At 69.0% G+C, this 22272-nt stretch carries 23 protein-coding genes; 11 read left to right on the top strand and 12 right to left on the bottom strand.

The genetic code is table 11. The features are described from left to right. Positions 1-105: 105 nt before the first annotated feature. Both ACWF0M_RS23030 and ACWF0M_RS23025 read right to left on the bottom strand, forming a co-directional pair. On the bottom strand, positions 106-714 hold the full coding sequence (locus ACWF0M_RS23030; RefSeq protein WP_452237738.1) for a GNAT family N-acetyltransferase: 609 nt from the start codon (positions 712-714) through the stop codon (positions 106-108). Positions 715-732: 18 nt separating this feature from the next. After that, positions 733-1917, bottom strand: a complete 1185-nt coding sequence (locus ACWF0M_RS23025; RefSeq protein WP_452237737.1) for a DUF418 domain-containing protein — start codon at positions 1915-1917, stop codon at positions 733-735. A 162-nt stretch (positions 1918-2079) separates the two neighbouring features. Between ACWF0M_RS23025 and paaA the strand changes: the two genes are divergently transcribed. From paaA to ACWF0M_RS22995, 6 genes are read left to right on the top strand one after another with little or no spacing between them, the layout of a single operon-like run. Further along, positions 2080-2988 (top strand): 1,2-phenylacetyl-CoA epoxidase subunit PaaA, encoded by a 909-nt coding sequence (gene paaA / locus ACWF0M_RS23020; protein ID WP_452237736.1) that lies wholly within the window; start codon positions 2080-2082, stop codon positions 2986-2988. Next, entirely contained in the window at positions 2985-3263 is a 279-nt protein-coding gene (gene paaB / locus ACWF0M_RS23015; RefSeq protein WP_130379720.1) for a 1,2-phenylacetyl-CoA epoxidase subunit PaaB, read from the top strand. Before paaA ends, paaB begins: the two co-directional genes overlap by 4 nt. After that, a complete protein-coding gene (paaC, locus tag ACWF0M_RS23010) occupies positions 3260-4009 on the top strand; it encodes a 1,2-phenylacetyl-CoA epoxidase subunit PaaC (RefSeq protein ID WP_452237735.1) in 750 nt (249 codons plus the stop codon). Before paaB ends, paaC begins: the two co-directional genes overlap by 4 nt. After that, complete coding sequence (gene paaD / locus ACWF0M_RS23005) at positions 4003-4473, top strand: 1,2-phenylacetyl-CoA epoxidase subunit PaaD (protein ID WP_452237734.1); 471 nt, start codon at positions 4003-4005, stop codon at positions 4471-4473. Before paaC ends, paaD begins: the two co-directional genes overlap by 7 nt. Then, the gene (gene paaE / locus ACWF0M_RS23000; RefSeq protein WP_452237733.1) at positions 4474-5559 is read left to right on the top strand and encodes a 1,2-phenylacetyl-CoA epoxidase subunit PaaE; all 1086 of its coding nucleotides are present in this window, start codon (positions 4474-4476) and stop codon (positions 5557-5559) included. It abuts the gene before it with no gap. A gap of 26 nt (positions 5560-5585) precedes the next feature. Next, positions 5586-6188 (top strand): hypothetical protein, encoded by a 603-nt coding sequence (locus ACWF0M_RS22995; RefSeq protein ID WP_452237732.1) that lies wholly within the window; start codon positions 5586-5588, stop codon positions 6186-6188. Positions 6189-6275: 87 nt separating this feature from the next. Here ACWF0M_RS22995 and argG read toward each other — a convergent pair whose 3' ends face one another. Next, on the bottom strand, positions 6276-7709 hold the full coding sequence (gene argG, locus ACWF0M_RS22990) for an argininosuccinate synthase (protein ID WP_452237731.1): 1434 nt from the start codon (positions 7707-7709) through the stop codon (positions 6276-6278). A 378-nt stretch (positions 7710-8087) separates the two neighbouring features. Between argG and ACWF0M_RS22985 the strand changes: the two genes are divergently transcribed. The 4 genes from ACWF0M_RS22985 (at position 8088) to ACWF0M_RS22970 (ending at position 12895) form a co-directional block, all read left to right on the top strand. Next, positions 8088-8903: a metal-dependent hydrolase gene (locus ACWF0M_RS22985; protein ID WP_452237730.1), complete on the top strand. Its 816-nt coding sequence runs from the start codon at positions 8088-8090 to the stop codon at positions 8901-8903. Positions 8904-9231: 328 nt separating this feature from the next. Continuing rightward, positions 9232-10125, top strand: a complete 894-nt coding sequence (dapA, locus tag ACWF0M_RS22980) for a 4-hydroxy-tetrahydrodipicolinate synthase (RefSeq protein ID WP_452237729.1) — start codon at positions 9232-9234, stop codon at positions 10123-10125. Then, the gene (locus ACWF0M_RS22975) at positions 10122-11816 is read left to right on the top strand and encodes a ribonuclease J (protein ID WP_452237728.1); all 1695 of its coding nucleotides are present in this window, start codon (positions 10122-10124) and stop codon (positions 11814-11816) included. Before dapA ends, ACWF0M_RS22975 begins: the two co-directional genes overlap by 4 nt. Positions 11817-11863: 47 nt before the next feature. Further along, the gene (locus ACWF0M_RS22970; protein ID WP_452237727.1) at positions 11864-12895 is read left to right on the top strand and encodes a LacI family DNA-binding transcriptional regulator; all 1032 of its coding nucleotides are present in this window, start codon (positions 11864-11866) and stop codon (positions 12893-12895) included. On the opposite strand, the gene ACWF0M_RS22965 is transcribed toward ACWF0M_RS22970, so the two are convergent. Both ACWF0M_RS22965 and ACWF0M_RS22960 read right to left on the bottom strand, forming a co-directional pair. Then, positions 12869-13951 carry a fatty acid desaturase family protein gene (locus ACWF0M_RS22965; RefSeq protein ID WP_452237726.1) on the bottom strand — a complete coding sequence of 361 codons (1083 nt, stop codon included), beginning with the start codon at positions 13949-13951 and terminating at the stop codon, positions 12869-12871. The two genes, ACWF0M_RS22970 and ACWF0M_RS22965, sit on opposite strands and share 27 nt — an antisense overlap. A 75-nt stretch (positions 13952-14026) precedes the next feature. Beyond that, positions 14027-15106 (bottom strand): fatty acid desaturase family protein, encoded by a 1080-nt coding sequence (locus tag ACWF0M_RS22960; protein ID WP_452237725.1) that lies wholly within the window; start codon positions 15104-15106, stop codon positions 14027-14029. A 215-nt stretch (positions 15107-15321) separates the two neighbouring features. On the opposite strand from ACWF0M_RS22960, the gene ACWF0M_RS22955 reads away from it, so the two are divergent. Further along, positions 15322-16164 carry a GntR family transcriptional regulator gene (locus ACWF0M_RS22955; RefSeq protein ID WP_452237724.1) on the top strand — a complete coding sequence of 281 codons (843 nt, stop codon included), beginning with the start codon at positions 15322-15324 and terminating at the stop codon, positions 16162-16164. Here ACWF0M_RS22955 and ACWF0M_RS22950 read toward each other — a convergent pair. Genes ACWF0M_RS22950 through ACWF0M_RS22920 form a run of 7 tightly spaced genes read right to left on the bottom strand, consistent with a single transcriptional unit; the run spans position 16128 to position 22271 of the window. Then, positions 16128-17555, bottom strand: a complete 1428-nt coding sequence (locus ACWF0M_RS22950; protein ID WP_452237723.1) for an amidase — start codon at positions 17553-17555, stop codon at positions 16128-16130. The two genes, ACWF0M_RS22955 and ACWF0M_RS22950, sit on opposite strands and share 37 nt — an antisense overlap. Then, positions 17552-17734 carry a hypothetical protein gene (locus tag ACWF0M_RS22945; RefSeq protein WP_452237722.1) on the bottom strand — a complete coding sequence of 61 codons (183 nt, stop codon included), beginning with the start codon at positions 17732-17734 and terminating at the stop codon, positions 17552-17554. The genes ACWF0M_RS22950 and ACWF0M_RS22945 overlap by 4 nt, the downstream gene beginning before the upstream one ends. Positions 17735-17747: 13 nt before the next feature. Beyond that, the gene (locus tag ACWF0M_RS22940; protein WP_452237721.1) at positions 17748-19148 is read right to left on the bottom strand and encodes an amidase; all 1401 of its coding nucleotides are present in this window, start codon (positions 19146-19148) and stop codon (positions 17748-17750) included. Then, the gene (locus ACWF0M_RS22935; protein ID WP_452237720.1) at positions 19148-19351 is read right to left on the bottom strand and encodes a hypothetical protein; all 204 of its coding nucleotides are present in this window, start codon (positions 19349-19351) and stop codon (positions 19148-19150) included. The genes ACWF0M_RS22940 and ACWF0M_RS22935 overlap by 1 nt, the downstream gene beginning before the upstream one ends. Positions 19352-19361: 10 nt before the next feature. Continuing rightward, positions 19362-20342: an ABC transporter ATP-binding protein gene (locus ACWF0M_RS22930; protein ID WP_452237719.1), complete on the bottom strand. Its 981-nt coding sequence runs from the start codon at positions 20340-20342 to the stop codon at positions 19362-19364. A gap of 25 nt (positions 20343-20367) precedes the next feature. Then, a complete protein-coding gene (locus tag ACWF0M_RS22925) occupies positions 20368-21330 on the bottom strand; it encodes an ABC transporter permease (protein ID WP_452237718.1) in 963 nt (320 codons plus the stop codon). After that, positions 21327-22271 carry an ABC transporter permease gene (locus ACWF0M_RS22920; protein ID WP_452237717.1) on the bottom strand — a complete coding sequence of 315 codons (945 nt, stop codon included), beginning with the start codon at positions 22269-22271 and terminating at the stop codon, positions 21327-21329. The genes ACWF0M_RS22925 and ACWF0M_RS22920 overlap by 4 nt, the downstream gene beginning before the upstream one ends. Position 22272: the final 1 nt, after the last annotated feature.

Below are 22272 nucleotides of genomic sequence, written 5' to 3'. Positions count from 1 at the left end.
ACGGGTGCAAAGGCCACGATGCTCCGCATCGAGACCTTCGCCCCCGCACGCCGAGCCACCGCACCGAGCACCTCCTCGCTACGGCGCTGGATCACAAGACACGCCCTAGTCGCCGATCGGACCAGGGTCGGTGTGCAGGCGGATCTGCTTGATGCGGACGGACTCGTCGCCGTAGAGGTCGAGTTCGCGGTGGGCGCCGTCGGGGGCCCAGCCGCCTTCGGTATAGAAGGCGCGGAGTACGTCGTCGGTCGAGTTGACCCAGACGGTGACCCGGCGGAAGCCGTCGGCGCGGACCGTGTCGACGACGGCGTTCAGGAGGCGGGAGCCGTGGCCGGCGCGGGTTGCCTCCGGGCTGACGGCGAGCTCGGCGATCATCGCGTCACCCCGCGGATCGGCGTCCGGGTCGTCGGACGGTGTGATGGCCGCGAAGCCGACCAGGGTGCGGCCGGCCAGCGCGACCATCACCCGGTTCCGTGCCTCGCCCGGAGCGACCAGCGCGGCCCGCCACTGGGCCGCGAACTGGTCCGGGTTGAGATCGGCGAGAACGTCGGCCGGCAGCAGCCCGGCGTACGACGTGCGCCAGGCCGCGACCTGGATCTCGCCGATCTCTGCTGCCTCCGCGGGGAGCGCGAGCCGCACGCTCGTTTCGGCGATCGGGGTGTCACCGGACAGATCCGAGAGGTTGGCCGGTTCCGGTACGCCGAAGTCACTCATGACCGTCATCCTCGCAAGTCAGTACACGAGCTTGCGCAGCAGGGTCTCGGCCGGACCGCGGTACGAACGCCGGCTCATCGCGTACGCGCCGGCGACCGAGACGACCCAGACACCGATCGCGACCAGCGCCGCGGTGTACGCCGTACTTCCGAACCGCAGGTCCAGCGTGAACGGGGCCAGCAGGATCATCCACGAGACCGACTGGAACAGGTACCCGGACAGCGACCGCTGACCGAGCGCGGAGATCGCGCGGACCGGCAGCGACAGCTTGCGGATGCGCAGGACGAGCAGGCCGAACAGAGCGATGTACCCAGGACCACCGAACATGCCGGACACGTGGGACAGCAGGCTCAGCGCGTCCACCGCACTCTCGTCGACGCGGATCCAGCCGGCTCCGACCAGTGCGAGCGGCAGGCCGCCCAGAACGGTGATGCCGAGAGAGCCGACGGCCACCCGGGTGAGCAGGGTCTTGTGGGCGCCCGGGTTCTCCAGGATCTGCTTGCGGGCGGCCCAGATACCGAGCCAGACGATCACGATGAAGGGCAGCACGCTCGCCGCGTGCAGCGGGTACTCGTGCAGCCGGTCGACCAGGCTGCCCAGGTACGACGTTGCGGCCAGCGACGGGTTCGGGGAGTTCGTCAGCGCATGCGCAGGGCCGGTGCTGTTGACGATCGCGAGCAAGGCCAAGGCGCCGACGAACAGGACCTCGACGGCCATGAATGCCCAGAGGGCGAGGACGATCCGATGGAACTTGTCGCCGCGGTTGAGCAGGAACAGCGTGCAGATGATGCCGACGACGCCGTACGCGCCGAGGAAGTCGCCGAAGTACAGCAGCGTCGCGTGGGCGAGGCCGAAGGCGATCAGCCAGGCGTTGCGCTTGAGCAGGATCCGCCGGACCGCGCCGGGGGTGGCGCCCGAGGTCCGCTGCCGCCGGGCCAGCTGCACGAGGCCGTAGCCGAACATCACCGCGAAGACCGGGTACGCCCGGGCGTCGACGAAGGTGAGTTTGAGGAAGTTCAGGATCCGCTCGAAGCCGTGCGGCGCGCTCTCCACGCCGGGCTGGCCGGCGAACGCGAAGTTGGCGCCGTTCGCCAGGCCGATCAGCAGCAGCATCGCGCCGCGGATCAGGTCGGGTGCGAGGGCGCGCTCCCGGCCGGTGACCGGTCCGCGGTGATCGACGGCCGGGAGGGTGGTTGTAGTCACGGGGTCCTCCGAGAACTGTGGAAGGGTTGAGCTGTTGGCTCAATCCTCGCGACCCCCGCGAGCCCTCCCCAGTGCGTCACCCCCACTGTCTGGGTGGGTCCAGCACCACCTTTGTGACACCTGCTGTTGATTCTGAGAAAAAGTGTCACATATGCTGTCGGTATGGACTTCCAGGCGACCATCGACGCCGACGGCCGGATCGAGCCGCGGGACGCGATGCCGGACGGGTACCGCAAGACCCTGATCCGGCAGATCGCGCAGCACGCGCACTCCGAGATCATCGGCATGCAGCCGGAGGGCAACTGGATCAGTCGCGCGCCGTCACTGCGCCGCAAGGCGATCCTGATGGCGAAGGTGCAGGACGAGGCCGGCCACGGCCTCTATCTGTACGCCGCCGCGGAGACGCTCGGCGTGGACCGCGCGGACCTGCTCGACCTGCTGCACAGCGGGCGGCAGAAGTACTCCAGCATCTTCAACTACCCGACGCTGACCTGGGCCGACATCGGCGCGATCGGCTGGCTGGTCGACGGCGCCGCGATCGTCAACCAGGTCCCGCTCTGCCGCTGCTCCTACGGGCCGTACGCCCGGGCGATGGTCCGGGTCTGCAAAGAGGAGTCGTTCCACCAGCGGCAGGGGTTCGAGATCCTCTACACGTTGTCCAACGGCACTCCCGGGCAGAAGGCGATGGCTCAGGATGCGCTGGACCGCTGGTGGTGGCCGTCGCTGATGATGTTCGGCCCGCCGGACTCGGCGTCGACGCACTCGGAGCAGTCGATGGCATGGGGGATCAAGCGGCACAGCAACGACGAGCTGCGGCAGCGGTTCGTGGACATGACCGTGCCGCAGGCCGACGTACTCGGGCTGCGGGTGCCGGACGACGGACTGGTGTACGAGGACGGGCACTACCGGTTCACCGAGCCCGACTACACCGAGCTGTACGACGTGGTGAAGGGCAACGGTCCGTGCAACCAGGAGCGGCTGTCGCATCGCGTGAAGGCGCATGAGGACGGCGCATGGGTCCGCGAGGCCGCTTCTGCCTACGCATCCAAGCAAGCGGAGCGTGCCGCATGATCGAACCTCTGTGGGAAGTATTCGTGCGGTCGCGGCGCGGGTTGTCGCACACGCATGTCGGCAGCTTGCACGCGCCGGACGCGACGATGGCGTTGCGGAACGCGCGGGACGTGTACACGCGCCGCCAGGAAGGCGTGTCGATCTGGGTGGTGCGGGCGTCCGACATCACCGCGTCGTCGCCGGACGAGAAGGACGAGTTCTTCGACCCGGCCGGCGACAAGGTGTACCGGCACCCGACGTTCTACGAGGTCCCGGAAGGCGTCGAGCACCTGTGAACGACCTGCTTGAGAACGATTTGATTGTGTACGGGCTTCGGCTCGGTGACGACGCGCTGATCGCGGCGCAGCGCACCGGCGAGTGGATCGCGGCCGCGCCGCAGCTCGAGGAGGACGTTGCGCTCGGCAACATCGCGCTGGACCAGCTGGGGCAGGCGCGTTCGCTGCTGCAGTACGCCGGCTCGCTGGACGGCCGCACCGAGGACGAGCTCGCGTACTTCCGCGACGAGCGCGAGTTCCTGAACCTGCAGCTGTGCGAGCTGCCGAACGGTGACTTCGCGTTCGCGATGGCACGGTTGCTGTACTTCGCGACGTACCAGCATCTGCTGTACGACGAGCTGCGCGCGGGTGCCGACGAGACGCTGGCCGGGGTGGCGGGGAAGGCGGTCAAGGAGGTCGCGTATCACGTCGACCACGCGACGCAGTGGGTGCTGCGGCTGGGCGACGGGACCGAGGAGAGCCACCGGCGGATGCAGGCCGGCCTGGATGCGCTCTGGCCGTATACCGCAGAGCTCTTCGAGTCCGACGCCTTGGTGCAACGGCTGGATGTTGCCGTGGACCCCTCGACGCTTCACGACGCTTGGACGGCTCGCGTCCTGGGCGTCATCGACGAGTCCACGTGCGAGCGACCTTCGTCCTCGTACCAGCACACCGGCGGCCGCGTGGGTCGTCATACCGAACACATGGGTTATCTGCTGGCCGAGCTGCAGCACGTGGCGCGTTCACATCCGGGTGCGACATGGTGACCGACGCCGCCATCCTCGAAGCGGTCGGCGAGGTCGCGGATCCCGAGGTCCCGGTGCTGACGATCGCGGACCTCGGCGTACTGCGCGGTGTGCGGCACGAGGGCGACGAGGTCGTCGTCACGATCACCCCGACGTACTCCGGCTGTCCCGCCATGGACCTGATCCGCCACGAGGTCGAACTGACACTCCGCTCGCTGAACGTGGACGGCAGAGTCGAGACCGTTCTGTCCCCAGCCTGGACAACCGACTGGATGACGGAAGCAGGAAAGGCGAAGCTGACCGACTACGGCATCGCCCCACCACTCGGCACGACAACCCCGGTCCTGCTGCAGTTGAGCATTCGCTGCCCCCAGTGCGGCTCGCCGAACACCTCCGAGCTCAGCCGCTTCGGCTCCACCTCCTGCAAATCACTGTGGCGCTGCAACAGCTGTAAAGAACCCTTCGACCACTTCAAGGCGATCTAGATGACGACCATCGCCCCTCGCCGGCGCGCCACCTTCCACTCGCTGAAGGTCGCAGCGATCGACCCCATCACCGACGACGCGGTCGCGATCACCTTCGTCGTACCGCCGGAGCTCGCGGGCGAGTACGAGTTCACCGCGGGCCAGCACCTGACGATCCGCCGTACCGGGGAAGAGGTACGGCGCAGCTACTCGATCTGCTCGCCCGCGGGATCAGGCGTGTTGCGGATCGGTGTGAAGCGCATCCCCGGCGGCGAGTTCTCGTCGTACGCCGCGAAGGACCTGAAGGTCGGCGACGAGCTCGAGGTGATGACCCCGCTCGGCCGTTTCGGTACGACGTTCGACGTCGCCAACGCGAAGCACTACGCGTTCGTTGCCGCGGGCAGCGGAATCACGCCCGTACTGTCGCTGGTCGCGACGATCCTCTCGATCGAGCCCTCGAGCCGGGTGACCTTGCTGTACGGCAACCGGACCGCGGGTTCGGTGATGTTCGTGGACGAGCTGGCCGATCTGAAGGACAGGTACGCCGAGCGCCTGCATCTCGTACACGTGTTGTCGCGCGAGACGACCGAGGTGGAGCTGTTCAGCGGCCGGATCGACGCGGACCGTCTGCAGCGGATGTTCGCGACGATCCTCCCGCTGGACACCGTCGACGAATGGTTCCTGTGCGGCCCGTACGCGATGGTCGTCGGCGCCCAGGAACTCCTGCTGTCCGAGGGCGTCGCGCGCGAACACGTCCACGCCGAGCTCTTCCACGTCGGCGACGAGGCCCCGAAGGCGCCGGTCGAGGAGACCACAGTCGACGAAGACGCGGCCCAGGTGACCGTGATCCTCGACGGCCGCCGGTCGACGTTCGCACTGGGGGAGCACTCGAAGGCGGTGCTCGACGCGACCCTCGCCGTGCGGTCCGATGCACCGTTCGCCTGCAAGGGCGGCGTCTGCGGCACCTGCCGCGCCAAGGTCCTCGACGGCAAGGTCCGCATGGACACGAACTGGGCCCTGGAGCCCGACGAGATCCGCGCCGGCTACGTCCTCACCTGCCAGTCCCACCCGACAACCCCAACCGTCACACTCGACTTCGACGCTTGACCCCGCGAGCTGGTTCACTCCGGCGTATGACCGAACCGTTTCCGGCGCCACGTCCGATCACGTCCGAGGAACGGGAGTTCGTCGGACGCGTCGAGAAGTCGATGCGTCCCGCGTTTCTCGACGCGGTGGCGCACGAGATCGGGCCGTACGACCGGCCCGCGGCGGAGATCGCGGAACGGATGTCCGCCGCGGCGCCCGGAGAGCGGCTGCAGACGGCCGTCGAGGCGCACCTGAACGCAAGCCGGCGCCTCGCGACGGTGCCGGCGGAGGAGCGATCCGCAGTCGCCCAGCAGGCCGCGCTCGCGGCAGCCACGGTGATCGACGCGAGGCTGACCGTGCAGGCCGCCGAAGGGCGGCTCGGTGAGCTGGCAGGCAAGGGCGCGGACCGCCTGCTGCGGGGACAGTACGAGAAGGTCGCTCAGGAGGCCGGCGGCCAGGTCGGCTTGGTCCTGGGCGGCGCGATCAACCGCGCCCACTTCCGCCAAATGGAACAGACCCAACGCCACGCGGCCGCGGGCGTGACGCCGGCCGGGTCTCGGAGCACCTCCGGCACAGTCGACGTGGACGCCGCCGCCGCGCCTGCCGATCGGACCAAGAACGAGCGTCACCAACCCCACGTGCGCGACTGACGGGCAACCAGCCGTCACGCCGGACTTCGCCAAACCCTCCACCGCAGGGGGCAACCGTCCAGCCGAGCGGGCAACGTCAGCCGTCGGTCAGTCGGTGCCGGATTCCATTGCGGCGCGGTCGAGGAGGGCTTCCTCTTCGGGGGCCTCGCCGCGGGAGGCGATCGCTTCGGCGCCGCCCTTCGGGAGTTCGCCGATCAGCTCGGTGGACGACGCGAGCGCCGGGTTGGACGAGCCGAACATGCCGAGGCCGGCGTACTGCTCCAGCTTCGCGCGCGAGTCCGCGATGTCCAGGTTCCGCATCGTCAGCTGACCGATCCGGTCGACCGGGCCGAACGCCGAGTCGACGATCCGCTCCATCGACAACTTGTCCGGGTGGTAGCTGAGCGCGGGGCCCGTGGTGTCGAGGATCGAGTAGTCCTCGCCACGCCGCAGCCGGAGCGTGACCTCGCCGGTGACCGCCGTACCGACCCACCGCTGCAACGATTCCCGCACCATCAGCGCTTGTGGGTCGAGCCAACGACCTTCGTACATCAGCCGCCCGAGCTTGCGGCCGTCGTTGTGGTACGCCGCCACGGTGTCCTCGTTGTGGATCGCGTTCACCAGCCGCTCGTACGCCGCGTGCAGCAGCGCCATCCCGGGCGCCTCGTAGATGCCCCGGCTCTTCGCCTCGATGACCCGGTTCTCGATCTGGTCCGACATCCCGAGCCCGTGCCGCCCGCCGATCGCGTTGGCCTCCAGGACGAGGTCGACCGCCGTACCGAACTCCTTGCCGTTGATCGTCACCGGCCGGCCCTGCACGAAGCCGATCGTGACGTCCTCCGCGGCGATCTCGACGCCTGCGTCCCAGTGCGCGACGCCCATGATCGGGTCGACCGTCTCCACCCCGGTGTCGAGGTGCTCGAGCGTCTTCGCCTCGTGGGTGGCGCCCCAGATGTTCGCGTCGGTGGAATACGCCTTCTCGGTGCTGTCCCGGTACGGCAGGTCGTGCGCGACCAGCCACTCCGACATTTCCTTCCGGCCGCCGAGCTCGTGCACGAACTGCGCGTCCAGCCACGGCTTGTAGATCCGCAGCTGCGGGTTCGCGAGCAGGCCGTAGCGGTAGAACCGCTCGATGTCGTTGCCCTTGAACGTCGAGCCGTCGCCCCAGATCTGGACGTCGTCGTCGAGCATCGCCTTGACCAGCAGGGTGCCGGTCACCGCCCGGCCGATCGGGGTGGTGTTGAAGTACGTCCGCCCGCCGGACCGGATGTGGAACGCACCGCAGGCCAGCGCCGCCAGCCCTTCCTCGACGAGCGCCGCGCGGCAGTCCACGAGCCGGGTGATCTCGGCTCCGTACGCCGTCGCGCGGCCGGGGACCGACCCGATGTCGGGCTCGTCGTACTGCCCGAGATCAGCGGTGTACGTGCACGGGATCGCACCCTTGTCCCGCATCCACGCAACCGCAACCGACGTGTCGAGACCACCAGAGAAGGCAATCCCGACCCGCTCACCGACCGGCAAAGAAGTAAGCACCTTGGACACAGGAAAAGTATGCACCACCCTGCATGATTATGCAAAGCCACTCCATCCCAAGCCGTCTTTGAGCCCCCACCAACCAAATTCGGCGGCGGAATCCGGTTGGTGGGGACCCAAAGAGCTGGCGAGGGCCCAAAGACGTGGGCGCAGGGGGCGTGGTGCGTGGGGTGGACGGGGCGTGGGGTTGGAGGGGGTGTGGTGCGTGGGTGGACGGGGCGTGGGGTTGGAGGGGGTGTGGTGCGTGGGTGGACGGGGCGTGGGGTTGGAGGGGGTGTGGTGCGTGAGGTTCGAGGAGGTGTGGTGCGTGGGGGTGGTGGGGTTCTTCTGCGTGGCTGGTGGGGGTGGTGGGGTTGGTGGGGGAGGATGTGCGGGACTGTGAGGGGAGTGAGGCTTCGGATGATGGGGCGGTCGCATGCTTTGTCGGGGTGGTGTGCCGGGCTGGCGGTGGCGCCGCTGGTCGGGCTGACCTCGGTCGCGGAGGTGGTGCCGTTCGCGGCGGCCACGGCCGGGTACGCGCTGGTGCCGGACCTGGATCATCCGGGGGCGAGCGCGTCGCGCCTGCTCGGGCCGGTGACGCGGCTGGTGTCGGCAGCGGTACGGGCGTTCTCCGGCGTGCTCTACAACCTGACTAAAGGTCCGCGCGACGAGGAGAGCACCGGCAAACACCGGCACGCGACCCACACGCTCGTCGCCGCGATCCTCCTGGGCATGCTCGCTGCAAGCCTCGGCGACCGCGGCAAATGGGCAGTACTAGCCGTCGCCGTGACCGGCCTCGTCCTCGCCGCCGATGCCCTCGGCGACTGGATCGTCCTCGCCGTCATCGCCGCCGCCGGCTGGTCGATCGTCGGCACCGGCGACGTACTACCGGGGACAGCGGCCGCTGACGCCCTCCAGGCCGGCCTCAGCCAGATCGGCGGCTGGATCGGTGCGGCCGTGGCCGTCGGCATGTTCGTGCACTGCCTGGGCGACAGCCTCACCCGCTCCGGCTGCCCCTGGCTCTGGCCGCTGCCGATCAGAGGCGAGACCTGGTACGAGCTGCGTCTCCCCAAACCACTGCGCTTCAGCACCGGCAAGTGGTTCGAGCACCTGGTGATCGTCCCGGTGCTGACCGTCGGTGGCGTACTACTGCTCCCCGGCGCTCTCCAGGCGTTGCAGCACCTCTTCGACGCAACGTCGATCTGGCTAGCCGGTCAGTCCTGAAGCTGACTGGTGAGGTAGGCCGGCGTGGCAGGGTTCGTGGGTGGTGCCGACACGCCGATGAGACCAAAGCATCGGAATCTCCACACAATGCAGCCAATTGCTTGCGCAGAGTATTCACAGAAGTTTTTCCGGACTTTTTTGGTGGAAGCTGTAACGACTACGGGGCGGGGCCCGATAGGACGAGTGAGCCTGGTGGCTGCCCGGACCCCCGAGCGGACAGCCACCAGGCCTACCCATTTCTTCAGGGTTCGGGAGCGGTAATCTGAGGCCCATGTCCTCGCCAGCATCCACGCCCTCGTCGGCATCGACCTCGGCATTCTCGTCGACAGTGTCATCGGCACTGCCGTTCGGCCGCCTGACGACCGCGATGATCACCCCGTTCCGGCCTGACGGCTCCCTCGACCTGGAGGCCGCCCAGAAGGTCGCGACGTACCTCGTCGACGGCGGCAACGACGCCCTGGTGCTGAACGGGACCACCGGCGAGGCGCCGACCACGTCGGACCAGGAGAAGGTCCAGGTCATCCAGGCGGTCCGCGAGGCCGTCGGTGACGGCATCAAGCTCGTCGCCGGTGTCGGGACCAACGACACCGCGCACACGATCGAGTGCGCCAAGCAGGCCGAGGCCGCGGGCGCGGACGGTCTGCTCGTCGTCACGCCGTACTACAACAAGCCTCCGCAGGACGGGCTGCGCGCGCACTTCACCGCGGTCGCCGACGCCACCGGCCTGCCGAACATGCTGTACGACATCCCTGGCCGGTCCGGTGTCGAGATCAGGTCCGAGACCTTGATCACGCTCGCCGAGCATCCGCGGATCGTCGCGGTGAAGGACGCCAAGGGCGACCTCGCCGGGACCACCAAGGTGCTGGCGAACACCGATCTGTTCTACTACTGCGGTGCCGACGAGCTGAACCTCGCCTCACTGGCGATCGGCGCGGTCGGTATCGCGAGCGTGGTAGCCCATATCGCGAGCCGGGAGTACCGGCAGCTGATCGACGCCGTGGTGGCCGGCGACCTCGCCACCGCACAGAAGATCGATCGACGGCTGGTGCCCGCCGTCGAGACGATCATGACCAGGACCCAGGGCGCCATCATGGTGAAGGCCGCGCTCAAGCTGGCCGGCGTCATCGAGCATGCGACGCTTCGGTTGCCGCTGATCGAGGCGACCGCCGAGCAAGTGGACTGGCTCACCACCGACCTCAAGACGGCAGGACTGATTGCATGAGCCATCCCCATCCAGATCTCTCCGCGCCCGGACCACTCGCTCCGGGCGCTTTGCGGGTCATCCCGCTCGGCGGCCTCGGGGAGGTCGGCCGGAACATGACTGTGTTCGAGTACGACGGCAAGCTGCTGATCGTGGACTGCGGCGTACTCTTCCCGGACGAGAACCAGCCCGGCGTGGACCTGATCCTGCCGGACTTCGAGCCGATCCGGGACCGCTTGGACGACGTCGTCGCGGTCGTCCTGACGCACGGCCACGAGGACCACATCGGCGGGTTGCCCTACCTGCTGCGTGAGCGGGGCGACATCCCGGTGGTGGGCTCGCAGCTCACGCTCGCGCTGCTCGAGGGCAAGCTGAAGGAGCACCGGCACCGCAACGTGCCGCAGCAGACCGTGGTCGAGGGCGAGAAGCTCCAGATCGGGCCGTTCGTCTGCGAGTTCGTCGCGGTCAACCACTCGATCCCGGACGCGCTCGCGGTCGCGATCAAGACGCCGGCCGGCGTGGTGCTGCACACCGGTGACTTCAAGATGGACCAGTTGCCGCTGGACAACCGGATCACCGACCTGCGGGCGTTCGCGCGGCTCGGCGAGGAGGGTGTCGACCTGTTCATGGTCGACTCCACCAACTCCGAGGTGCCCGGGTTCACCACCCACGAGCGCGACATCGCTCCGGTGCTCGACCGGGTCTTCACCAAGGCGAAGAACCAGCGCATCATCGTCGCCTGTTTCGCCTCGCACGTGCACCGCGTCCAGCAGGTCATGGACGCCGCGGTGAAGCATCGCCGCAAGGTCGCGTACGTCGGGCGTTCGATGGTCCGCAACATGGGCGTGGCCCGGGATCTCGGCTTCCTGAACGTGCCTGGCGACACGCTGATCGACATGCGCGACCTGGACAACTACCCGCCGGAGCAGGTGGTGCTGGTGTCGACCGGTTCGCAGGGCGAGCCGATGTCGGCGCTGTCCCGGATCGCCGCCAACGACCACAACGTCGTACACCTGCAGCCGGGCGACACCGTCGTACTGGCGTCGTCGCTGATCCCCGGCAACGAGAACTCGGTGTACCGGGTGATCAACGGGCTGATCCGGCACGGTGCGAACGTGATCCACAAGGGCAACGCGCTGGTGCACGTGTCCGGTCACGCGAGCGCGGGCGAGCTGCTGTACTGCTACAACATCGTGAAGCCGCGCAACGTGATGCCGGTGCACGGCGAGATCCGGCACCTGCACGCGAACGCGGACCTGGCGGTGCAGACCGGCGTACCGCGGGAGAACGTGGTCGTCGTCGAGGACGGCGTGGTGGTCGACCTGATCGACCGCAAGGCCGTGGTGGCCGGCAAGGTGGACTGCGGGTACGTGTTCGTCGACGGCTCGACCGTCGGCGACATCACCGAGACCTCGCTGAAGGACCGCCGGATCCTCGGTGACGAGGGCTTCATCTCGGTGATCGCGGTGATGGACTCGGTGACCGGCAAGCTGACCGCCGGCCCGGAGATCCAGGCCCGCGGGTTCGCCGAGGACGACACCGTGTTCGACGACCTGAAGCCGAAGATCGAGGCGGAGATCGAGAAGGCGATCGGCAGCGGGCTGGACGACATGTACCAGCTGCAGCAGGTGATCCGCCGGGTCGTCGGCAAGTGGGTCAGCGACACCCACCGCCGCCGTCCGATGATCATTCCGGTCGTGGTGGAGAGCTGACTACTCGGTGTAGCCTCGGCGCGAGCTAAGGAAAGGGTGGGCCGGCGATGACTGTCAGCGGGGTGAACGGGACGGGCCAGCGCCGGCCCACGATGAAGGAGGTCGCCGCCCGGGCCGGGGTCGCGTTGAAGACCGTGTCCCGGGTGGTGAACGAGGAACCGAACGTGAGCCCGGAGCTGACCGCCAAGGTCCAGGCCGCGATCAAGGAGCTCAACTACACCCCGAACGAGTCTGCCCGGATGCTGCGCCGCGGCAAGACCGGGACGATCGCCGTGGTGATCCGTGACATCGGCGACCCGTTCTTCGCGTCGCTCGGCCGCGCGGTCGAGCTCTGGGCGCGCTCGTCCGGTTCGGTCGTGATGATCGGCCTGACCGACGAGGATCCGGAGCGGGAGCGGGACGTCTGCCTGGAGTTCGTCGCGCGGCGGCCGGACGCGCTGATCATGGCGCCGATCGGGGAGACCCAGGATTACCTGGCGCCGCATGTCGATGCCGGGATGGCGGTCGTCACGATCGACCGTCCCGCGCACGGGATCGAGGCGGACGCTGTACTCGCGGACAACGCCGGCGGGATCGACCAGGCGATCGACCACCTGGTCCGGCAGGGGCACCGCCGGATCGCGTACCTCGGTGACGACGAGCGGATCTTCACGGCCCGCGAGCGGGTGGTGGCCTACCGGGCGGCGATGGCCCGGCACGGGATCGTCGTCGACGAGGACCTGGTGCACTTGTCCGAGCCGACCACCGAGGGCATCGGCATCACGCTCTCGGCTGTCCTGGACCGCTCCGAACCGGCCACGGCGTTGCTGTCGGCCAACAACATGACCACCGCGGAGGTACTGCGAGGTCTCGCGGGCCGTCGAGACCGGGTAGCGCTGGTGTCGTTCGACGACCTGGCGCTCGGCGACCTGCTCAGCCCCGGGCTGACCGCGGTGGCGCAGTCCGCCGACGTGATGGCCAGGACAGCGATCCAGCTGATGACCGAGCGCCTCCCGGAGCCGCACCGCCCCGGCCGCACGGTCCGCGTCCCGGTGAAGCTCACGATCCGCGGCTCAGGCGAGATCCCGCCCGCTCGCTGAGGGGCCGCTCGTGGTTCGCAGTTCGGCTGCCAAGGGGCAGTCGAAGGGGTCGCGGGCGCGGAGGCCGACGTTGTTCAGGTAGTCGACGACGACCCGGTACGACGTGAACAGGCCGACTTCGGCGTACGCGATGCCGTGGAGTTCGCAGTACTCGCGGACGATCGGGCGCACCCGCCGCAGCGTCGGTCGCGGCATGCTCGGGAACAGGTGGTGCTCGATCTGGTAGTTCAGCCCGCCCATCGCGAAGTCGGTGAGGACGCCGCCGCGGATGTTGCGTGACGTCAGCACCTGGCGGCGGAGGAAGTCGAGTTTCATCCCGGCCGGCACGATCGGCATGCCCTTGTGGTTCGGGGCAAACGCGGCGCCGAGACAGACCCCGAACACGGCGAGCTGCAGACCGAGGAACGCGGTGGCCTTCCCGGGCGGCAGCAGGAAGTAGAGCGCAGCGACGTACACCGAGATCCGCGAGGCGACGACGGCGGCGTCGATGCGGTCCGCGCGGGTCGCGCCGCGCCGGAGGAGGTGCGTCAGGCTGGACGCGTGCAGGCCGACGCCCTCGAGCGTGAGTAGCGGGAAGAACAGCCAGCCCTGGCGCGCAGCGAACCAGCGACCGACTGGCCCGCGCTCGACGACGGCATCGGGCGTGAACGCGAGCACCTTGAGCTGTACGTCGGGATCGCGGTCCGCCTGGTTGGGGGCGGCGTGATGCTTGTTGTGCTTACTGCGCCACCAGCTCACGCTCATGCCGAGGACACATCCGGCGAGGATCCGCGCGGTCCAGTCGTTGCGGGCGTTCGACTGGAACATCTGCCGGTGGGCGCTGTCGTGGCTGAGGAACGCCACCTGCACCAGTACCAGCGCCAGGGCGCCGGCGAGCCAGAGCTGGTGCCAGGAGTTGCCGAGCAGAACCATGCACGCGACGACGGCGGCCAGGGCGCCGAGGACGATGCTCATCCGCGTGACGTAGTACCCCTGCCGCCGCTTCAGCAGACCGAGGTCGCGGACGGTCTGCAGGAGATCTGTGTAGAGGCTGACGTACTGCTGCTGGGCTGTCACGTCAGCCAGCCTAGTGACCTGGCATGACGGCACGCCTGCGGACACGTGACCCGGCGAGGTCGGCCAGGCAAAGAGCTACCGCCCGTACTGTGACGACAACGGGCAGTCGAACGGGTCCCGGGCGCGCAGACCGACGTTGTTGAGGTACCCGACGACGATCTTGTACGACGTGAACAGGCTGACCTCGGTGTACTTCACGCCGTGCAGCTCGCAGTACTCGCGGACGATCGGCTGCACCTTGCGCAGCGTCGGCCGCGGCATGCTCGGGAACAAGTGGTGCTCGATCTGGTAGTTCAGCCCGCCCATCGCGAAGTCGGTGAACAGACCGCCGCGGATGTTGCGCGACGTCAGCACCTGGCGGCGCAGGAAGTCGAGCCTCATCGTCTTCGGGACCAGCGGCATGCCTTTGTGGTTCGGGGCGAACGAACCGCCGAGGCAGACCCCGAACACGGCCAGCTGCAGCCCGAGGAACGCTCCGGCCTTGCCGATCGGCAGGAGCAGGAACAGCACGGTCAGATACCCGGCGATCCGGGTCACCACGATCGCGGCCTCGATGCGCTCGACGGTGCTCGTTCCGCGCCGGAACAGGTGCTGGATGCTCGCGACGTACAGGCTCAGGCCCTCGAGGGTCAGCAGCGGGAAGAAGAGCCAGCCCTGGCGGCGGGTCAGCCACGCCTGGAAACCCTTGCGTCGGCCGGCGTGCTCGGGGGTGAACGCGACGACGCCGATGTCGATGTCCGGGTCCTTCCCCAGCTGGTTCGGCGCACCGTGGTGGCGGCTGTGCTTCGATTTCCACCACGCGGCGCTGATCCCGATGAGACCGCCGGCCAGCAGGCGCGCGGTCCAGTCGTTCCAGGCGGCCGAGTCGAAGACCTGGCGATGCGCGCTGTCGTGGCTGAGGAAGGCGACCTGGGTGAGGACCAGCGCCAGGGCACCTGCCATCAGGAGCTGGAACCAGGAGTTGCCGAGCAGTCCGACGCCGACCCAGACCGCTGCGAAGGCGGCCAGCACCAAGCCGATCCGGGTGAAGTAGTACCCGCGACGCCGCCGGAGCAGTCCGAGTTCGCGGACGGTCCGGAGCAGGTCGGTGTAGAGGTGCGTGTACTTGTTCTGCGCCCGCAAGGGGTCGCGGTCTTCGGCGAGAAGCGATGACATGGGAGCGCCCCGTTCCAGGTAGTGCATCGGCCGATGCGCCACCAGGTCCGGGGCAGCGTCACAAGAAGGTGCTGAGGCCTCAACAGAACCATGTTCGCCGGCCCTGCACAAGCCGGCCCCGCGCGTCCTCGAAATCGAGATATCGCTTGGTGGGCCCGTCGGGCGGCAGTACCGTGGCCCGAAATCTCACGCTCCGGCGAGTCGGAGGAGATCCGTTGACACACCCTTCCGCCCAGGGCCGGCGCTCGCGTCGAGGTCCCGGTCGCTCGCGCACGGTGCAGTGGGTCTGCGACCTGCTCAGGACCGAGCTGCTCAGCGGTGACTGGGCCGACACGCCGCTTCCGGCCGAGGACGCGCTGATCCGCAAGTACGGCGTCAGCCGCGGCATCATCCGCGACGTGCTGGCGATCCTCGCCGAGCAGGGCCTGGTCGAGCGGGTGCGCGGCGCGGGGACGTTCGCGCTGACGCCGAGCACGCTGCAGCACGGGATCGAGGTGTCCCGGGATCTCGCCCAGGACCTGAACGCCGGCGGGACCCGGGTGGCGATCCGGAACACCTACGCCAGCCTGCACCCGGCGCCGGCCTTCATCGCCGAGCGGCTCGAGCTCGGGACCGGCGCCGACGTGGTGATCCTGGAGTCCGTCACCTCCTTGGACGGGTATCCGCTCAGCATTCGTTCGGCGTTCATGCCCGCCCACCCGTTCGCGGTGCTGCTGCGCGGTCCGGCGGCGAGCCTGAACAGGTCGCCGTACGAGCTGATCGCCGACGTCATCAACGAGCCGGTCGGCGACACCGAGTTGCAGATCGGCTGCTCGCCGGCTGATCCGATCAGCGCCGCCTCGCTGCAGGTCGACGTCGGATTCGCGCTGTTGGACACGAGCCGGGTGGTCAGGGCTCTCGACGGCCGCCCGCTGGAGTACAGCGTGTCCCACGCGCGCTCGGACCGCCTGCTGTTCGCGACCGTGATGCGCGGACCGGGCGGCCGGTCGGGGACGGCTGGACGGCCGCCCCCGAGCCTGCCTCAGACCGCGACCACCGAGCGCTCGGTGGCCTCCTGAGTGGTGTCCTGAACAGGCTCCCGCAGGTGCCAGTCCGTCTGCTGCTGATAGGCGTCGCCCGCTCGCAGCACGGTCGCCTCGTCGAACGGCCGCCCGGCGACCTGCAGTCCCAGGGGCAACCCGTTGGCGCCGAACCCCATCGGGACCGACAGCGCCGGATTGCCGACCGCGTTCCAGTACGACGTGTGCATCGCCCGGAACCGCTCGGTCATGTCGCCGAGCCCGTCGACAGTGAACGCCTCCACGCTCGCTGTCGGCGTCACGATCAGATCGACCGTTTCGAACAAGAGCGCGAGTTCGCGCTGGCCGAGACGTCGTACCCGCTGGGCCTGCACGTAGTCGGCGCCCGAGTACGCCGCGGCGATACCCACACCTTGCCGGGTCGCCGCGAAGTACTCCGGCCACCGGGTCCGCAGATCGGGCGCGTGGTACGCGAACGCCTCGCTGCGGGACGTGATCCCGGTCGCCGCGGTCAGCTCGCGGTAGTACGGCAGCCGCACGGGTACGACGGTCGCACCACGGGCCGTGAGTACGCCGAGAGCCGCGTCGAGCAGTTCGCCCAGCCCTGGATCCTGGTCGGCGCGGCGGTACTCCGCGAGCGTGTCGACGCCGATCCGCAAACCGGTGAGGTCACCGGTCAGCGCGGCCTCGTAATCCGGCACCGGCTCGTTCGCCGCGGACGGATCGCTCGCGTCGTACCCGGCCAGAACGGTCAGCATGATCGCGCAGTCGCGGGCCGAGCGGGCCATCGGGCCGATGTTGTCCAGGCTGTACCCGAGCGGCACGCACCCGGACTTCGGCACCCGGCCGAAGCTGGCCTTGATGCCGGAGATACCGCAGAACGCGGCCGGTATCCGGATGCTGCCGCCGGTGTCGGTGCCGAGGCCGCCGAGCATCGCGCCGGCCGCGACGCCGTTCCCGGTGCCCGAGCTCGAGCCGCCGGTCCAGTGGTCCGCGTTCCAGGGGTTGCGCGGGATCGGGAACGGCTTCGACGGGTCCGGGACACCGGTGGCGAACTCCATCGTGGTCGTCTTCCCGGTGATGACGCCGCCCGCGGCGCGCAGCCGGGCGACCACCGGGGCGTCCGCCTGGCCGCCCCAGGACGGGTCGTGCACGAGGCTCTGTGCGGTGGTCGGTCCCTCGATGCTGGTGATGATGTCCTTGATCCCGAGCGGGATACCCAGCAGCGATCCGGCCGGGTCGCCGGCCGCGTAGATCGCGTCGGCTTCGGCTGCCGCCTTCCGCGCGGAGTCGTCGTACCGGGCCAGATAGATGCCGAGGGCATCGTCGTGGGCATCCGCCGCCGCGATCGCCTCGTCCAGCAAGGCGGTCGCGGTGACCTCGCCGGACCGCAACGCGGCCAGGGCGGCCGAGATCGTCCGGGCGGTCATGGGCGGGCGGAGAACATCAGGCCCGGCTCCTCGTAGCGGGCGGCGGTGACGGCATGCACCAGAGCGGCGTTCTCGCGGGCGGTGGCGAACGCGGCGGCCATCGGCGCCAGCTCGGCCTCGGCCGGCTCCACGCCGGCCATCGCCAGAACGGTGGTCATCGTCTCGGACTCAGTGCTCATGAAGCTCTCCTTCTCACGCGACGAGCGCGTCGACGGACGGTACTGCGACGTGCCAGTCGCTGACCCGCTGCAGCGCGTCCGCGACCTTCAGCACAGTGCCTTCGGCGAACGGCTTGCCGACGATCTGCATCGACAGCGGCAATCCACTCGTGGAGAAGCCGACCGGTACGGCGATTGCCGGCAAACCGGTCAGGTTCCAATGACCGGTGAAGCTCGGGACTTGCAGACGCTTGCTCGGGGTCAGGTCGGCTGCCCGCTCGGCAGGCACCGGCGCAGACGGCGTGACGATCACGTCGTATTCGTCGAGCAACGCGGCGACCTGGCGAGCGAAGTACCGCCGGAAGCGCTCGGCCTGCGCAACGTCACCGGCGCTGTAGAAGGCACCACGGGCCAGCGTCGGGCGAGTGTGCTCGCCGTAGTCGGTCCAGCGGTTCACCAGGTTGTTGCGGTGGTACGCGAACGCCTCGGCGACCAGGATGATGTGGTTCGCGTCCTTGGCCTCGGCGGCGTGGGCGAGCTCTACCTCGGACGAGGACGCACCCAGCCCGACGAGCTGCTTGACCGCGCTCAGTACGGCGTCGTGCACCTCCGGATCGAGCTGCTCGTGGTCGAAGAAGTACGGTATCGGCAAGGCGATCCGCAGCCCGTCGACCGATCCGTCCAGGAGCTCGGTGTACGACGGCACCGGCTGCTGCGCGGAGTTCGGGTCACTGGCGTCGTACCCGGCCATCACCTCCAGGAGTGCGGCGCAGTCCCACGCGCTCCGCGCCATCGGGCCGATGCTGTCCAGGCTGAAGCCGAGCGGTACGACGCCGCTCTTCGGCACCCGGCCGAACGTGACCTTGAGCCCGGTGTGACCGTTGACGGCGGCTGGGCTCCGCACCGATCCGCCGGTGTCCGTCCCGAGGCCGCCGAGCGCGAGACCGGCAGCGACCGCGATGCCGGTGCCGGAGCTCGAACCGGCCGGCGTGTGCTCGACGTTCCACGGGTTGTGCGGGACCGGGAAGCCTTTGGTTGCGTCCGGCAACCCGATGGCGAACTCGCTGGTGGTCGCCTTGCCGACGAACACCGCGCCGGCTCCGCGCAGTCGGTTCACCACCGGCGCGTCGACACCGCCGTTCCAGTCCGGGGCGAGGACGCGGCTGTTCGCGGTGGTGGGCGTGCCCTCGAGCGCGATGATGTCCTTGATCGCGAGCGGGATGCCCTGCAGCGGACCGTGGTCGTCACCGGCGGCCAGTGCGGCGTCCGCGGCGGCCGCCTGCTCGAGCGCGGCGTCGGCGGTGATCTCGACGTACGCGCCGAGGGCAGGGTTGAGAGCAGTTGTCTTGTCGAGGATCTGCTGAGTCAGAGCGGTCGAGGTGAGACTGCCGTCGCGCAGCGCGGCAGCGGCGTCCTTGATCGTGACTGGGAGCATCAGGCGTCCTTTCCGGTGCGGTAGAAGTCCAGCGGGTCGAACCTGCTCGCGGGCTCGGCTGCGCCGAGGTCCAGCTCGTAGAGCGCGTCGGCGCCCTGCCGGATCAGCGGGTAGTCGCGGACGAAGGTGGCGAGCTCGGTGTCGGAAACGGTCAGCTGCGCGGCGGTGAGCAGCGCCGGGACGATGTCGGCTGGTTCGGGCATGGTTGGCCTCCTAGGGGGTGGGCATCGGGTCGGAGTAGAGGTGGCAGGCAACGGTGCGGCCCTCGGCGACCTGGATCGGCACCGGCACGACCTCGGCGCAGATGTCGGTCGCGAACGGGCAGCGGGTGCGGAACCGGCAGCCGCTCGGCGGATCGATCGGACTCGGGATCTCCGTGCTGTCGGCGGTGTCGACCGGCTCGTCGCGGGTGCTCTCGGCCGGGTCGAGGGTCGGCACGGAGGACAGCAGCAGCTGGGTGTACGGGTGCTTGGGGTCGTCGTACAACTCCTGCGCGCTGCCCTGCTCGACCACCTGGCCGAGGTACATCACCGCGACCTCGTCGCTGAGGTAGCGCACCACGTTGAGATCGTGGCTGATGAACACATACGTCAGGCCGTACTCGTCCTGCAGGTCGCTGAGCAGGTTGAGCACCTGGGCCTGGATCGATTTGTCCAGCGCCGAGACCGCCTCGTCCAGGACGACCAGCTTCGGTTGCAGTGCGAGTGCACGGGCGATGTTGACTCGTTGCCGTTGGCCACCACTCAGCTGATGCGGGTACCTGGACGCGTACGCCGCGGGCAGCCCGACGTCCCGCATCACCGTGGCCACCCGCTCGGCGATCACCGCCTTCGACGCGCCCTGCACCTGCAGCGGGAACCCGATCGACTCGCCGATCGTGGCCCGCGGGTTGAGCGCCGACGACGGATCCTGGAAGACCATCTGCATCTGCTTGAGCTCGGCCGGCGTACGGCGTTTGCCGGTCAGCACCTGCTTGCCGTCGAAGACCATCTCGCCGTCGTCGGCCAGGTGCAGCCCGACGATCACCCGGGCCAGCGTGGACTTCCCGCAGCCGGACTCGCCGACGATGCCCAGCGTCGTACCGGGCCGGACCGCGAGCGACACGTGGTCGACCGCGGACAGGCTGGCCCGGTGGCCGCCGGAGCGGACCTGGAAGGTCTTCGAAACATCGATCAGTTCGAGCAACTCGGCCATCGCTCCTCCTTTCGGGAGTTGGGGTTCAGAGCCGGCTGTCCATGGCTTCGCGCAACGCGTCGCTGGCCAGGTTGAAGGCCACCGAGGTGAGGAAGATGAAGAAGCCGGGCACGATCGCGACCAGCGGCGCGACGCTGACCATGCCGCGCAGGCTGTTCAGCATGTAGCCCCACTCCGGCGCCGGCGGCGCCGATCCGAGGCCGAGGAAGCTCAGGCTGGCGGCGATGATCATCGCCACCCCGACCAGCCCGGAGGCGTACACGATGACGTCGTTCAGCACGTTGGGCACGACTTGGGTACGGGCGACCCGCAGCGTGCTCGCGCCGCTGAGCCGGGCCGCCTCGACGAACTCCTGGACGACGATCCGCCGGGTGGCGGACTCGGCCACCCGGGCCACCGGCGGGACGAAGACGATCGTCACCGCGATGATCGTGTTGGTCAGCCCGGGACCGAGCGAGGCACCGACCGCGATCGCCAGCAGGATCGCGGGGAACGCGTAGAGCATGTCCATCGCCCGCATTAGCACGGTCCCGACCGCACCACGGACGATTCCGGACGTGACGCCGATCGCCGTACCGATCAGGGCCGCGCCGATCGTCGGCACGAAACCGGCGAGCAGCGACAACCGGCCGCCGTACAGGACGCGCGCGAGCATGTCGCGGCCCTGTTCGTCGGTGCCGAGCAGGTGGCCGGGGGAGCCGAGGTTCTGCAGGCGTTCCAGCGGTTTGCCGATCAACGGGTCCGCGCTGGTCAGCAACGGTGCGAAGATCGCGCCGAGGACCAGCAGGACAACGATGCCGGCGGCAACCACACCTACCTTGTTCGTGACGAACCGGCGCAGGGTCGCCTGCCAGAACGACTGCGGCTGCTCGCTGGTCCGGGCCGCGTGCCACTCGTCCCGGCGCCGCGCGGCCTCGGCCCGGTCGGCCGCCGTCGTACCGGCGCCGAAGCTCTTGTCCAGCAGGGTCGGAACCACAACCTCGGTCATGCGACCGCTCCTCTCACCCGCGGGTCGATCCAGGCCTGCAGGAGGTCGACGACCAGGTTCAGCAGGACGAACGTGACCGCGATGACCAGCGTGGCGCCCTGGACCACGAGCAGGTCGCGGGCCGAGATCGCGGTGAACACCAGCAGACCCATGCCGGGCCATCGGAAGATCGTCTCGACCAGCACCGAGCCGCCGAGGAGCGCGCCGATCTGTACGCCGGAGGTGGTCAGCACCGGCGAGATCGCGTTCCGCAGGATGTGCCGGCGTACCTCGGGCTCGGTCAATCCCTTGGCCCGCAGGGTTTCCACGAAGTCCGCGCCGGCGACGTCGACGATGCTCGCTCTGGTGACGCGCGCTGTGATCGCCAGGGTGACGAGTGATCCGGAAAGCACCGGAAGCACGAGGCTCCGCAGCGCGGTCAGCAGCCCGGAGTTGAGGTTCGCGCCGCCCGACGGCAGCAGTCGCAGCCAGCCGGCGAAGACCGCGAGCAGGATGATCGCCAGGAAGAACGACGGGATGCTCAGGCCGGACAGGCTCACTACGCCGGTTACCCGGTCGATCAGTGTGCCCCGCCGGGTGCCGGCGACGTACCCGAGCCAGAGGCCGAGGCTGATACCGAACACCGCGGACACGATCGCCAGGACGGCGGTGTTGCCCCAGGCCTGGACGAGCAGGTCGGCCACGTCCCGGCGCCGCTGGACGGAGTAGCCGAGGTTGCCGTGGAGGGCGTCCCCGAGCCAGTGCAGGTACCGCAGCGGCAGCGGGTCGTCGAGCCCGAGCTCGGCGCGGATCGCCTGCCGCTCGGCCGCCGACATGTCCTCGCTGACCAGTGACGCCTCGGCGGAGCCGGGCAGCACGTTCATCAGCAGGAACACGATCACCGAGACACCGAACAGAATCGGGATCGCCATTCCGATCCGGAGTACCGCAACACGCAGCATG

Source organism: Kribbella sp. NPDC055110 (assembly GCF_053607525.1).
Note: the sequence above shows the minus strand (reverse complement) of the source record. Positions and strands in the feature narration are given on the sequence as shown.